This window comes from Luteibacter sp. ME-Dv--P-043b, assembly GCF_030209605.1.
Lineage (GTDB): Bacteria > Pseudomonadota > Gammaproteobacteria > Xanthomonadales > Rhodanobacteraceae > Luteibacter.
Map to the genome: position 1 here is coordinate 16701 of NZ_JARVRT010000020.1, position 13980 is coordinate 30680.

Genomic DNA, 13980 nt, shown 5'->3' on the forward strand with positions numbered 1-13980 from the left:
ACTTTCCTTGTCGATTTCGGGTTGATTCATTCGGCGCGCGTGGGCGGGGGCGGTATGTTGATCGTCATGCAGGAAACCTTACCGTCCAGCCCGTTTTCTTTGTGGTACGTCCTCGAGTAGACGACATCGCCTTCGCCGTAATCCGTGTCGTCCTTGCTGGATTCGAAGTTACCGGCCCACGTGTATTTGACTCGCTTGAGGAAGGTGAACTTCACCCAGTCGTCGCGCTTAAGGCAGTCCGGGTCGTCGTAGAGTTCGATCACGGTGCCCGGCGGGATCCAATGGAAATCGATTGATTTGGCCTCGTCATTCATGCAGCCGCCGTCTTTCGATTTAAATCGGAACATCTGGGAAAACGGCGCAGCGAGGGCAATGGTGCACACCACGTTCTGCGACGCGTTATTGCCTTCGAACAACCGCACCTGGGGCGGCTCGCTTTGTGGCTGCGCAACGGCGGCTTGTGTCGGCGCCGAAGCGCTGCCGGCGGCCTGGGTCTGCGCCGTAACGCGCGCGGGGCCGGCGATGAGGCAGAAGGCGAGCAGCCCCGCGTGGAGGGCGACATTCCGTGTCATAGGTGCTTCCTCGGCCGTCTTGGCCATCGTGGATGGGACGTCTGAGTGATATCGCATAACGGTGCCCGGGTCTATCGGTCGGAAGTTGTAGGGGCGATTCGACTTTCGTTCCGGGGGGGCGCTCGGTTATCCTGAGGAATGTCGGCCCCGTAGCTCAGCTGGATAGAGCGTCCCCCTCCTAAGGGGAAGGTCGCCCGTTCGAATCGGGCCGGGGTCACCATCCTGAGCAGGCGCACGCCGCCGGAGCAGCCCATGACGCGTACCTTCGACGCCATCATCGTGGGTGCCGGCCAGGCCGGCCCCGCCCTCGCCGGGCGGCTCACCGCCGCCGGCAAGCACGTGGCCATCATCGAGCGGCACCTGGTCGGCGGCACGTGCGTCAACACCGGCTGCAAGCCCACCAAGACGCTGGTCGCCAGTGCCTACGTCGCCCACCTGGCACGGCGGGGCGCCGAGTTCGGCGTCGGCGTCGGCCCCGTTACCATCGACATGCCGACGGTCGCGGCCCGCGCGCGGCAGGTGATTCTGGACGCGCGCAAGGGTAACGAAGACTGGCTCGCCGGTATGCCGGGCCTGTCACTGATCCGCGGTCACGCGCGCTTCGTCGGCCCCCGGCGGATCGAGGTCGACGGCGAGGTGCTGGAGGCGGCGCAGGTCTTCCTCAATGTGGGCGGACGGGCGCAGGTGCCGGACTTCCCGGGGCTGGACGGGGTGGACTACCTCACCAACAGCACGATCATCCCGCTGGAGTCGCCGCCGGTCCATCTGGTCGTGGTCGGCGGCAGCTACATCGGGCTGGAATTCGCCCAGATGTACCGCCGGTTCGGCTGTGAGGTAACCGTCGTCGAGAAAGGGCCGCGACTGGTGGCCCACGAGGACGAGGACGTCTCCGCGGCGATCCGCGCTTTCCTCGAAGCGGAAGGCATTGCCGTGCGCACGGACGCCTGTTGCATCACGGTGCGCACCGATCCCGCCGGGGTGCGCGTGGGCGTGGATTGCCGCGACGGGGCACCGCACGTCACGGGCAGCCATGTGTTGCTCGCGGTCGGCCGTCGGCCCAACACGGACGACCTGGGTCTGGCCGCAGCCGGCATCGCCACGGACGAGCGGGGATACATCGTCGTGGACGACCACCTGCGGACCACGGCCGACGGCGTCTGGGCGATGGGCGACTGCAACGGCAAGGGCGCCTTCACTCACACCGCCTGGAACGACTACGAGATCGTCGCCGCCAACCTGCTCGATGGCGCCGCGCGCAAGGTGAGCGACCGCATCCTCGGATACGCGCTCTACGTCGATCCGCCACTCGGCCGCGTCGGCATGACCGAGACCCAGGCACGCGCGTCCGGTCGCCCCTTGCTGGTATCCAAACGACCGATGAGCCGCGTGGGACGCGCAGTGGAGAAGGGCGAAACGCTGGGTTTCATGAAGCTGGTGGCAGATGCGCAAACGAAGCAGATCCTGGGCGCCGCCATCCTGGGCGTCGGCGGCGACGAGGCCATCCACGGGATACTCGACATGATGAACGCCCGCGCGGACATCGACACGCTGCAATGGGCGGTGCCCATCCATCCCACGGTGTCGGAGCTTATTCCCACGCTTGTCGGCGACTTCCAGCCCGTCGCCTGACGATCTAAGAGAGGTAAACGCGCGTCACTCACAGGTCGAAAACTTTGACGCGGTCGATACCGAATGCCTTCATGAGTTTTGCATCTGCTGCGCCGAAGCATGTCGCGTACACGACGTGGGCATCGGTATTCCACAGATCCCTTATTTCCTGGCTACTCTTCCATCCGATATCGGTGATTTGTATATCTGCCTGGTTTCTCCCTGACCTGAGCGAATAGTTCGTGAGCCTATACGTGTCGTCACGGTATAACGCGCTGTCGGAGAGAACTCTTCTGCCAAAAAACCAGTTGAATCCCGCCTCGTTCCCGTGCACACCCGTGAGAATAATGACGTTTTTTCCGTCATTTCGCGGAATTTCCTTCAAGAGTTCGCTGACATCGGGTCCGCGGATGCTGGTGTGGGGAGCGTACACATAACCTCCGGCTCCGTTAGGGATCCTCGACCAAACTGGCTTGAGCTCGTCGATGAACTGTTTCTTTTTTTTATCGTAGTGAAGTCTGATCTCGTTGCCGGCTGCCTGCCTGGACACGGTATAGGATTTGACTTGTCTCCCTCCGGCGTACTTATACGTCCGCCTGCTGTAGCCCGCCCCTTGCTTGCTCAGGCCGGGTAACGGCGGTAGGGAACCGATCGCTCGTTTCTGTGCCACGACGGGCCCGTTTCCGATGAACCGGGAAGCCCTTGCCCCGGTGGCGGGTGCGGCGGACAGGGCCCCAGTGGCCAACCCTGTTCCCAGCGCCAGCCAGCCGAGGATACCGGCGGCACCCTCGTCGCCGACTTCTGCGGCCGCTGCCGAACCGATCTCCACGGCGACGGAGGTTATTTCGAGTACGACAGACGCTGCCATGGCCGCCATGGTTGGCGTAGAAACAGCGGCCGTGATGCTGCCTGCCGCAGCGGCTGCAACGACGCCCAGCAGGGCGCCGCCCGTCGCGACGATGGCGACGGCGGAGGCGATCACGCCCACGGCGACGCCGAGCCAGTCCCACCAGGCGCCGCCGCTGGGATCGACACGATTGATCGGGTCGCCGGCGCAGTAGGCATAGCGGTTCAGCCCACCCGCATCGAACGGACTGGCGCCGTCCGGACTGAGAAAGCGGCGTAACGTTGGTGAGTACAACCTGTTACCCAGAAGGTACCAGCCGGTGTCCTCCTCGCCGATTTCGCCGGCGAAGCCGGTACGTGCGCCGTCGTCGGTCGTGTCCCGACCGCCGTACGCCCCATACGTGCGCAAGGTCGTGTGCTCGCCTGCTTCGACGATCACGGAGCCCTGCGGGTCGTTTCCGAGCAGCCACGTGGTGCGGATGGCCTGGGAGAGGAGGCTCTCGGCAACGACGATTCCGGCGGCGCGGAAGTAGCGTCGCTGGTCGTCATCGGAAAACTCGCCATACAGTCGTCCGTCGTCGTAGTAACGGTAGTGGGTGCGACCACTGCGACGCAGTCGCGCGATGCGCCCGTCGGGGCCGTAGCCATACTCGATGACCTTACCATCCGGCAAGCTCATCGAGGTCAGGCGACCGGCAGCATCCCAGGCAAGTGCGCGTCCTTCTCCGTCATCGACCACGTTGCCGTTTCCGTCGTAGCGCAGCGCAAGTTTGACCCCGTAGCCGGGGTACCCAGGCGAGGTGCTGCTCACGCCGGTCAGTCGGTCGCGGTCGATGTCGTCGTACTCGTAGGTCGTGACGTTGACCTGCCCATCGCACAGTGTCGTCGTCACGCTCAGCAGATTGTCGAGACAGTCATAGACGAAGCACTGCTGGCGGTAGGCCTGTCCGGCATCGTCGATGGGAAACTCGTCCGTTGTGTCAGCAAGGATCTGGTGATCTATGAGCCGACCACGCTTATCGTAGTCCATGGCCTCGTCGCGAAGCCATCGATCGTCGTCGCCATACCAACGCTTGCCGACCAGCTTGTTGTCTTCGCGCCATGCGAATACCAGCTTGCGTCGTCCGGCTGTACCGCCCGCTTCGTAGGTCCAAGTGGTGCTGGCCAGACGGCCGAGTTCGTCGTAGGACACCGCTTCGGCGACCGAACCGCTGACATCGCGTGCCGTCCGCGAGACGGAGCGGGACAGGGCGTCGTAAACGAATGCGATATCCAGCAGGACTTCGCCGTCGGGCGCACAATGCCTTGTGCCGATGAGCCTCCCTTGATCGTCGCAATCGAAAACCTGCCGCATACCGTCCGCACCGGTCTTGTTTAGCTCGATACCGCCCGGTGAAACCTCGACCTTCGTGGAGCGGGATGGCGCGCCGCCCACGGTCACCTGCTGCTCCGTTATGCGGCCCAGATAGTCCGTGCGCATGGTCATCGCGGCACTGTCGGAACTGAAGGAAATCGGTGTGCCAAGCTTGGGATCGTAAGTCGCCTGCTTCAGCATGACCGGCGGGCTTCCCAACAGCACCTCGCTGAGAAGTGCTTCGTCAAGCCATGGATCGTAGGTTCGCTCGATCATCCCCCCGCCGGGATGTCGCTCGGTGGTCGCACGGATCTGCCTCGGCTTGTAAAACAGCTGCGTGACAAGGCTGCCGGCCGCTTCTTCGATCATCCGGCCCAGGCCGTCATGCTGCCGGGTACCTATGACCGTGCCCGCTTCCTCGCCCGGCGGCGTGACCTCGATGCTCGCAACCGACTCGCCGCCGCCCGGTGCATAGCGGCGAACGATGCCTGTTGCGTCCGGAAGTGTGGTCCGGACCAGACGATCGAAGTGATCCCAGGTCTGCAGCGTGACGAGGTTCATCGCATCGATCGTCTCGACGCAGCGGCCGAGCCCGTCGTAGCGCCAGGCCGCCGTCGCCGTAGGAAGGCGGTTTCCCTCCGCATCCCATACGCCAGTTTCCGCACATCGCTGCCTGCCAGCCGCATCGGTATCGGTGGACTGCCAGCCGCCCACACGCTGACCGGCCGCTTCCCGCCAGGTCGTGGTGCGGGTAAGTACCTCCCCTGAAAGTTCGATCAGTGCGGTTTCGCTGCGGATATGGCTGCCGTCGGGCAAGGCGATGTCGTTGCATTGACCCCAGTCGTCATAGGTGAAGCGGGAGACCAGGGCGAGCGTTCTGTCGGGCGCCAGACGGTCGAAAGCGATGTCTTCGATCGTTTCGCCGAAGGCGTTGTAGACCACCTCCCGTACCGTCATCGCACCGCCATCGGGCAGGGGCTCTTCCTGCTCGATCAAGCGACCTTGCTCGTCCAGCCATGCGCGGTGCAGCAAGCCGGTAATGCCGGAACGACCTATCCACCGCTCTTTATTGGTCACGAAATATTTGGAGCGGCCGACGACGATTTCTTCGTCGCGACTACGAAAATGTGTTTGTTCTTCAGGACGAGCGAGCGAGTCGTAGGTAAACCGGACATTGTTGCCTAAGGCGTCCTGGGTCTGCCTGGTCAGGCCACCCACCAGCGTCAGCGTTTCCTCCTCGGAGGTGGTCAGGCCGTCGTGCGTAGTGTTCACGGTGCGGGTAGTCAGCGTACCGGGAGCCTCGGCGCGATAGTAAAAATCCCGGCGCTCGGTCAGGCCGTCCTGCTTGCGGGTCTCCCAGGCGATGGCGCCATGCTGGTCGCCTTGATCGAGGACAAAGCCCTGCTGGCTTTCGGTCAGTCTATCCTCGGTATCCTCGGTATCCTCGGCATCGTCGAGCGTGGTCCATTCGCCGCAGGCCTGTACGTAGACCCCGTCCGCTTCTCCCTCGCGGTGGCGCAGTGGCACGTCGCAGTAACGGTAATAGGTGCTGAGCGTGGGGCCGCCGCCCGGACCCGGTTCGACGGTCTGTTGCTTGAGCCGGCGCGTGAGTCGGAATGGATCGGGCGGGCACTTCCCTTGCTCGCCGTCGAGCGGGTAGTACGCCGAGCGCTCGGTGACGCCGGAGGCGCCGTCGAATCGGCTCAGAACGTTGCCGTAGTCGTCGTAGGTAGTCTGGGCGACGATGACCTGTCGGATGGTGTCATTACGGTCGTCGTAGAGGGTCGTGGCGATCGTGTGCGGCAGCTGGAAGCTGGTCGGCTGATCGCGAAACGGTCTGCCCCTCACTTCACCATAGGTCGTGGCGACCGTCTGGACCACGTGCCCGCGCCGGGTGGTCTCGGTGGTCAGCAGATGGAAATGGTTGTAGTCGCGCTCGATGGTGCACAGCACGCTATCGTCCTCATCACGCTGGGTCTCGGTCGAGCCGTAAACGAAGCCGTCGGCGTTGCCGTGCTGCATCAGCTGGTCGTTGCGGCTTTGCCAGTCGGGAACGAGCGGGAAACCATAGAAATTGTTGTAGCCGTGGTTGCCATAGGTGTAGGTGCTGGTCTGGACGAAGCGCGAGCGCACGGCGCGCGGACCGTGCTGGCGTGGCCGCACCGGTGCTGCGACGAGCGTGCGGCGGCGCTTCGTAACGGCTGGCATGTAGCGCCGCGGCGCGCCTGGCGGCAACTCGAGGGCACGCTCGGCGTAGTCGACCTCGTCCTGGATGCCATCCGGCGACACGATCGAGGTAAGCATGCGCAGGTACGGTGCGTCCAGGGTGTTGCGGTGGCCGAACGCCCCGACGGGTTCGTCTTCCTCTGCCGTGGTCCCGGCGTTGAGCTCCATGGTCGCCGGGATGCGTATGCGCAAGAGATCATCGCCGAGGCGCTCGAAGTTCGTGTCCACGGGATCGGTGGATCCTGTTGAAATGCGCGGCGGTATCTCGTTTAGGGTGTTGCGGTAGCCGAACGCCCACACGGGTTCGTCTTCCTCTGCCGTGGTCCCGGCGTTGAGCTTCATGATCGCCGGGATGCGTATGCGCACGAGATCATCGCCGAGGCGCTCGAAGTTCATGTCCACGGGATCGGTGGATCCTGTTGAAATGCGCAGCTGTATCTCGTCAAGGTTGGGATAGGCCAGGCGCAGCATCTCGACGCCCTCATCGTCGGTGACGCGGGTCAGCACCGCGCCACCGTGGGGCCCAAGTTCCCAGGTAAGGTGGATGGCGTTCCCCCCTGGGTTGACGATGCGCACGGGGCGCATGACATAAGAGTTCGCTGGCGTCGGTTCCAGGTACTCGATCACGCCGGTCGCGTGGGTGAGCACCGCGGTGAGGTTGCCGGCGCCCGGGACGAGCCGGAAGCTCTCCAGCTTCCGATCGGGGAAGGTCGCGGGGGTGTCGGTGAAAAACCACTCGATGCGGTGGCTGTCGCCGTCGCCCAGGGTGAGCATGTTGGTAATGCGATTCAGCTCGGTCAGGCCGAGGCGCCAGCCCACGCCGAAACCGTCGTCGTTGGGGTTCAACGCGCTGTAGCTCAGGCGGAATTCAAGGTGAGGGCCGCGCAGCCGGTTGCCTTTACCGGTGGGCAGGTCGATCGTCGCCGAATACATACCTGTGCGCGGGTCGACGGCGCCGCTGACATGACTGTAGAAGCCGAACGCGTTGGAGTAAAAATCGTCCTTCGCGAGGGGCGCGTGGGCACGCTGGGGTTGGTCCGTCACGGGTGGGATCCTTTGTGCTGTCCATGCGTAGTGCGACTGCGCCGCGCTTGTCGGCGATCAGCTGACTTTCCATGTCATGGCGTGCTTCTTGGCCGCCATGGCCTGCGTTGCTCACCATTCCGTGATAGTACGAAGCTCATCTCACGTCCAGTAGGCCGGAAGTCGTAGGAGCAGCGTCTTCGCCACAGGGCGCCCCTTCGCTCTTTCGCGTCTCTCAGGGAAGATCCGCGCCCGCGACCGGCGTGCGGAAATTTGCCGGTGTCAGGTCGGTGGTGAAACGAAACACACCCTCGGCCACGCGGCGGGACAACACCACGTCTAGGATCGTGGTCTCATGCGCGCCCAGCACCGCGAGCAGGTCGTCACGCGGCAGGGTGGAGGCGACCACATGGCCGATCAGCCCCGTGGGGTCCACCGGGTCGATCCGTACGCCGTAAGGCGCATGCGAGGGCTGCGCCTCACGCAGAACCTTGCCTGCATCGCGCGGATCCACGACGGGCCCATCGCCGGCCAGCAGCGCGTGGTTCAGGAACAGGGTGACCGTGGCCGGGCTGCGCGCGTTGGCCTGCCGGTCGGTGGAGAAGCCCGGTGGCAGGTCGTTGGGCGACGCGGTGGGTCCCGCTGTCAGCAGGAAGTGCGCCTGCGGCAGCGGCTCGCCGCGATCGTCCAGCAGCCGGAAGATCAGCAGGCTGTGCGGATCGTGGATGTGCGTGCGCGTGGTAAGCAGCTTGGTTTCCACCTCGACCTTGTCACGGTCGCGCCGCGCGTTTTCCGCGGCGAACGCATCGCACAGCGCCGTATAGGCGGCCGGGGATTCCACGGCGAAGCAGCGCATGATCGTCTCGACGGTGAGCGGTGACGGCGGCTCGGCGGCCATGATGCCGTGGTCGCTGCCGGAGTGGGACAGGCCGGCCAGCAGCTTGAACGCCGTACGCGGCGCTTTCGTGGTCGTCATCGATAACGCGGCGCTGGCACGATCCTGCGTCAGCACCACATGCCGTGCGTTGAGGTTGGCCGCCGCCAGGCGGATCACGCCGTCGGAGCCGTCCTCGCCGGTGTACGAGTTGACGTAGTCGTAGAGCTTGCGATCGGGGCGATCGCCGATCAGGTCGAACAGATAGGTGCCGTGCGTGGCGTAGTCCGGACCATGGATGACATTCAACGCCTGCGCCAGCGACTCGGGGCTACCGTGCTCCAGCCAGTCGAGGATGCGCTGTCCCGGCTCGACACCATTGAACCAGGCCTTCAATCGACCGACCACGCCCTTGCCCAGGGCAGCCAGGGCGGAGCCGAAGTGCGCGGAGGCGAGCATCACCAGATGGCGCAGCCGGATCGGCGCGTAGAGGGCGGGGCGATCGCGCTGCGCGTTCAACCAGGCGACGGCCACCGTGCCGCCGGTGGAGTGGGTGATGCAGTCGAACGTGCCATCGGCCAGCTGCAACCCGCGCAGGGCGTGATCGAATGCGCGCACGATATCCTCCATGGTGACGCGGTCGTCGAAGGTGACGTACTCCGACAGCCGGATGTCCACGATCCGCAATGGCGCGCCCGCTTGCGCCGCGCGGTCGGCCAGTGCCTTCGGCAGGCTGCCGTAAGTGGATGTATCGGTAACGCTCCAGCCGTGCACGAAAACCAGGGTAGCCATGCCTGTTTCCTCGTCAGACGTCGCGGATGACCATCAGTCGTGTCTCGCTCATGTCATCGATGGCGTAGCGCACGCCCTCCCTGCCGATCCCGGAGGACTTGGCGCCGCCGTACGGCATGTTGTCCACGCGGAAGCTGGGTACGTCGTTGACGATGACGCCGCCTTGCTCGAGTTCGTCCCACGCCCGCATCGCATGGCGCAGGTCGTTGGTGAAGATGCCCGCCTGCAGGCCGAAGTCCGAGTCGTTCACCGTGGCCAGCGCCTCGTCGAACGAGAGGAAACGCTGGATCGACGCGACCGGGCCGAACGCCTCCATGCGTTGCAGCTTCGCGTCGTGCGGCACGTTCTCCAGCAGCGTCGCTTCCAGCATGGCGCCCTTGCGGCCGCCGCCGCACAGCACCCGTGCGCCGCCTTGCCTGGCTTCCTTCACCCAGCCTTCCAGGCGCGCCGCGGCGGCCTCGTCGATCATCGGCCCGAGGAAGGTGGTTTTCTTCTTCGGATCGCCGGCCTTGAGCGTGCGCACCCGGGCCACCAGCTTGCGGCGCAGTGCGTCGTACACGTCGTCGTGGACGAGGATGCGCTGCACGCTGATGCAACTTTGCCCCGATTGGTAAAACGCGCCGAACACAAGACGCTCGACCACCGCGTCCAGATGGATGGCCTGATCGCCGTCCACGATGCATGCGGCGTTGCCACCCAGTTCCAACGTCACCTTCTTCTGGCCGGCGCGGGCTTTCAGGTCCCAGCCGATCAGGCCACCGGTGAAGGACAACAGCTTGAACCGCGGGTCGGTGACCAGTGGGTCGGCATGCTTGCCGTCCAGTGGCAGCACCGAGAACGCGCCTTTAGGCAGATCGGTCTCGGCCAGGATCTGCCCGATGATCAGGGCGCCCAGCGGGGTGCGCTCAGACGGCTTCAATACGAATGGGCAGCCGGCAGCGATGGCCGGCGCGACCTTGTGCGCGACCAGGTTCAGCGGAAAATTGAACGGCGTGATGAACGACACGGCGCCCAGCGGCACGCGCCGCGTGTAGCCGTGGTACCCGGCAGCGCGTGCGGAGATCTCCAGGTTGATCGTCTCGCCGTTGATCCGCACGGCTTCCTCCGCGGCGATCTTGAACGTCTCGATCAGCCGGGTGACTTCGCCGGCCGCGTCGTTGATCGGCTTGCCCGCTTCCACGCACAGGGCATAGGCCAGTTCGTCGCGGCGCTCGCCGAAGCGGCGCACGCAATGCTCCAGCACGGCCTGGCGCTGGTAGGGCTTGAACTGTTTCATCGGGCGGGTGGCCGCATGCGCCGCCGCGATGGCCTGTTCCAGCGCAGCGGCGTCGGGCAGGGCGACGCGTGTCGCGACCTTGCCGGTGTATTTGTCCAGAACATCCAGCTTCTTGCCGGTCTTACGGGCCTTGTTGGCCACGTAATAGGGGTAGCTCTTCTCGAGCATGGCGCGGGCCTCGTCGTGAGCGATCCGCCATGATGCCGCCGGCGGTGTTCAGTGGCTGTATAGACCCGGGCGGGTTCAGTCGTCGCGGCGTACGTGCAGTTCGCCGTCGCCCAGCATCACGCGCAGCCGCTCACCCACGGCGACATCGCCGGCGCGACGCACGATACCGTCGCGTTCGTCGAACACGATGGCGTAGCCGCGTTCCAGCGTGGCCAGCGGGCTGACCGCATGCAGGGTGCGCGCCTGTTCCGTGAGGCGGGCACGCTGGCGTTCCAGGCGTCGCGCCATGGACGCGGCCAGTCGCTGGCGCAGGTCGGAGAGACGCCGTTGCGACGGCGCCAGCCGCAGGCGTGGGTGCTGCGCGGCAAGCCGCGCCTGCAGACGTTCCAGCCGTGCGCGGCGCAAGGCGCCGGCTTGACCGGCCGTCATCACGAGGCGTCGGTGCAGCGCTTCCAGGCGCTGGCCGTCGCGCGCCAGTCGGGCCTGCGGGCGCTGCGCGTTCAGCCGCGCCTGCCAGTGGTCCGCCCGTTGCGCAGCGGCCTGCAGGCGACGCGTGGTCAGGGTGGTCATGCGCTGGCGCAGGCGATCGAGGCGGTGTTGCAGGTCGACGCCGTCCGGCACCAGCAGTTCCGCCGCGGCCGAGGGGGTGGCCGCGCGCAGGTCGGCCACGAAGTCGGCGATGGTGAAGTCCACCTCGTGGCCCACGGCCGAGACCACCGGCACCGCGCTGGCATGGATGGCACGGGCCACGTCCTCGTCGTTGAACGCCCAGAGGTCTTCGAGCGAGCCACCGCCACGGGTGACCAGCAGCACGTCGTAGCGGCCGCAGGCGGAGGCCTTGCGCAGCATGGCCGCGATCGCGGGCGGGGCCTCGCGGCCCTGCACGGGCACGGGCAGCACGTCCACTTCGGCGAGCGGAAAGCGCCGGCCCAGCACACTGAGCACGTCGCGGACCGCCGCGCCCGAGGGCGAGGTGATGACGCCGATGCGGCGCGGGAACGCCGGCAGGGCGCGCTTGCGCTCCGCATTGAACAGGCCTTCGGCGCCCAGTCGTGCCTTGAGTTGCTCGAACTCGCGCTGCAGGGCACCTTCACCCGCGGGCTCCATGTGGTCGGCGACCAGCTGGAACTCGCCGCGTGCCTCGTACAGCCCGACCTTGGCCCGCATCAGCACATGCATGCCGTCCGCGGGACGGAAGCGCAGGCGCGAGGCAGCGGTGCGGAACATGGCGCAGCGCACCTGGGCGCTGGCGTCCTTCAATGTGAAATAGACATGGCCGGAAGCGGGGCGGGCGACGTTGGACAGCTCGCCCTCGATCCACACGCCCATGGGCAGGGCGTCTTCCAGCAGGTCGCGCACCAGCCGGTTCAGGCCGGAGGGCGTGAATATCTCGGGGGGCGCGCGGTCGTCGAAGGCGGACATGGACCGTGAAGCGTAAAGCGTCAACCGTGAACCGTAAAGCGCTAGCGCGCACCGAATGCCTTATCGCCTAACGGTTTACGCCTGACGCTTAACGCATTACATGCGGAATACGCCGAAGCGGCCCTGCTCGATCGGCGCATTGAGCGAGGCCGAGATGGCCAGCCCGAGCACACGACGCGTATCCGCCGGATCGATGATGCCGTCGTCCCACAGGCGCGCGCTGGCGTAGTAAGGATGCCCCTGACGTTCGTACTGGTCGCGTACGGGGGCCTTGAAGGCTTCCTCCTCCTCGGCGCTCCACTGGCCGCCGCCGGCCTCGATGCCGTCGCGGCGCACGGTGGCCAGCACCGAGGCGGCCTGCTCGCCGCCCATGACGCTGATCCGCGCGTTGGGCCACATCCACAGGAAGCGCGCGCCATACGCTCGCCCGCACATCGCGTAGTTGCCGGCACCGAAGCTGCCGCCGATCACCACGGTGAACTTGGGCACGTGCGAACACGCCACCGCCGTCACCATCTTCGCGCCGTCCTTGGCAATGCCGGCATTCTCGTATTTACGCCCGACCATGAAGCCGGTGATGTTCTGCAGGAACACCAGTGGCACGTTGCGCTGGTTGCACAGTTCGATGAAATGCGCACCCTTCTGCGCGGATTCACCGAACAGGATGCCGTTGTTGGCCACGATGCCCACGGGGTAGCCATGGATATGTGCGAAGCCGGTGACCAGCGTCTTGCCGTAGCGCGCCTTGAACTCGTGGAACTCCGAGTCGTCTACCACCCGCGCGATCACCTCGTGGATGTCGAACGGGCGGCGCGTGTCCTCGGGGATCACGCCATACAGTTCCTCGGCGGCGAAGCGTGGCTCGCGCGGCGCACGCACGGCCAGCGGCTGCTGCTTCACGCGGTTGAGCGTGCCGACGATGTCACGGGCGATCGCCAGCGCATGCGCATCGTTCTCGGCGAAATGATCGGCCACGCCCGATACCGACGTGTGCACGTCGGCACCGCCCAGCGCCTCGGCATCCACCACCTCGCCGGTGGCGGCCTTCACCAGCGGCGGGCCACCGAGGAAGATCGTGCCCTGCTCGCGCACGATGATCGTCTCGTCGCTCATGGCCGGCACGTAGGCACCGCCGGCGGTGCACGAACCCATGACCACCGCGATCTGGGGAATGCCCTGGGCACTCATGCGCGCCTGGTTGTAGAAGATGCGGCCGAAGTGTTCGCGATCGGGGAACACCTCGTCCTGCAGCGGCAGGAACGCGCCGCCGGAGTCCACCAGATAGACGCAGGGCAGGCGGTTCTCCATCGCCACTTCCTGCGCGCGCAGGTGCTTCTTCACCGTCATCGGGAAATACGTGCCGCCCTTGACCGTCGCATCGTTGGCCAGCACCACCACCTCCTGGCCCATCACCCGGCCGATGCCGGCGATGACACCGGCGGCCGGCGCGGCGTCGTCGTACATGCCATGGGCAGCCAGGGGGGCGATCTCGAGGAAGGGCGAACCGGGATCGAGCAAGGCAGCGATGCGCTCGCGGGGCAGCAGCTTGCCGCGGGCCACGTGCTTGTCGCGGGCCTTGGCTCCGCCTCCCTCGGCGGTACGTGCCAACGTGGCACGCAGGTCGTCGGTCAGTGCGCGCAGGCGCTGGCTGGCGGCCTGGAACTCGGCCGAGCGGGTATCGAGCTGCGAATCGAGGATGGGCATGGTGGGCGTTCGCGCTATGACGAAACGACCATGATAGCGGTCGCGCGAGGTGGGCAAACGCTGCAATGCGCCAAAAAAAACGGCCACCCGAAGGTGGCCGTTTCGACAGCGAAGC

7 protein-coding genes and 1 tRNA gene are annotated in these 13980 nt (G+C 65.8%); 2 read left to right on the plus strand and 6 right to left on the minus strand.

Annotation, left to right across the window (positions count from 1 at the left end; genetic code table 11):
• Window positions 1-26: 26 nt before the first annotated feature.
• Window positions 27-572 (minus strand): hypothetical protein, encoded by a 546-nt coding sequence (locus QRN34_RS12955; protein WP_285405018.1) that lies wholly within the window; start codon window positions 570-572, stop codon window positions 27-29.
• A 143-nt stretch (window positions 573-715) separates the two neighbouring features.
• Here QRN34_RS12955 and QRN34_RS12960 point away from each other — a divergent pair.
• Both QRN34_RS12960 and QRN34_RS12965 read left to right on the plus strand, forming a co-directional pair.
• Window positions 716-792 (plus strand) — tRNA-Arg (locus QRN34_RS12960).
• Window positions 793-824: 32 nt separating this feature from the next.
• Window positions 825-2201 (plus strand): FAD-containing oxidoreductase, encoded by a 1377-nt coding sequence (locus tag QRN34_RS12965; RefSeq protein WP_285405019.1) that lies wholly within the window; start codon window positions 825-827, stop codon window positions 2199-2201.
• Window positions 2202-2229: 28 nt separating this feature from the next.
• Here QRN34_RS12965 and QRN34_RS12970 read toward each other — a convergent pair whose 3' ends face one another.
• The 5 genes from QRN34_RS12970 to QRN34_RS12990 form a co-directional block, all read right to left on the minus strand.
• Window positions 2230-7650 (minus strand): RHS repeat-associated core domain-containing protein, encoded by a 5421-nt coding sequence (locus QRN34_RS12970; RefSeq protein ID WP_285405020.1) that lies wholly within the window; start codon window positions 7648-7650, stop codon window positions 2230-2232.
• Window positions 7651-7864: 214 nt separating this feature from the next.
• Entirely contained in the window at window positions 7865-9295 is a 1431-nt protein-coding gene (locus QRN34_RS12975) for a phospholipase (protein WP_285405021.1), read from the minus strand.
• 13 nt (window positions 9296-9308) lie between these two features.
• The gene (locus QRN34_RS12980; protein WP_285405022.1) at window positions 9309-10739 is read right to left on the minus strand and encodes an aldehyde dehydrogenase family protein; all 1431 of its coding nucleotides are present in this window, start codon (window positions 10737-10739) and stop codon (window positions 9309-9311) included.
• A 75-nt stretch (window positions 10740-10814) separates the two neighbouring features.
• Window positions 10815-12161, minus strand: coding sequence for an exodeoxyribonuclease VII large subunit (gene xseA / locus QRN34_RS12985; protein ID WP_285405023.1), 1347 nt, complete (start codon window positions 12159-12161; stop codon window positions 10815-10817).
• A gap of 96 nt (window positions 12162-12257) precedes the next feature.
• Entirely contained in the window at window positions 12258-13865 is a 1608-nt protein-coding gene (locus QRN34_RS12990; RefSeq protein ID WP_285405024.1) for a carboxyl transferase domain-containing protein, read from the minus strand.
• Between the last annotated feature and the right edge of the window lie 115 nt (window positions 13866-13980).

Excerpts from the sequence above, each read along its gene's own strand:
- QRN34_RS12955 (WP_285405018.1), bottom strand. The coding sequence starts at position 572 with ATGACACGGAATGTCGCCCTCCACGCGGGGCTGCTCGCCTTCTGCCTC.
- xseA (WP_285405023.1), bottom strand. The coding sequence starts at position 12,161 with ATGTCCGCCTTCGACGACCGCGCGCCCCCCGAGATATTCACGCCCTCC.
- QRN34_RS12975 (WP_285405021.1), bottom strand. The coding sequence starts at position 9,295 with ATGGCTACCCTGGTTTTCGTGCACGGCTGGAGCGTTACCGATACATCC.
- QRN34_RS12965 (WP_285405019.1), top strand. The coding sequence starts at position 825 with ATGACGCGTACCTTCGACGCCATCATCGTGGGTGCCGGCCAGGCCGGC.
- QRN34_RS12980 (WP_285405022.1), bottom strand. The coding sequence starts at position 10,739 with ATGCTCGAGAAGAGCTACCCCTATTACGTGGCCAACAAGGCCCGTAAG.
- QRN34_RS12990 (WP_285405024.1), bottom strand. The coding sequence starts at position 13,865 with ATGCCCATCCTCGATTCGCAGCTCGATACCCGCTCGGCCGAGTTCCAG.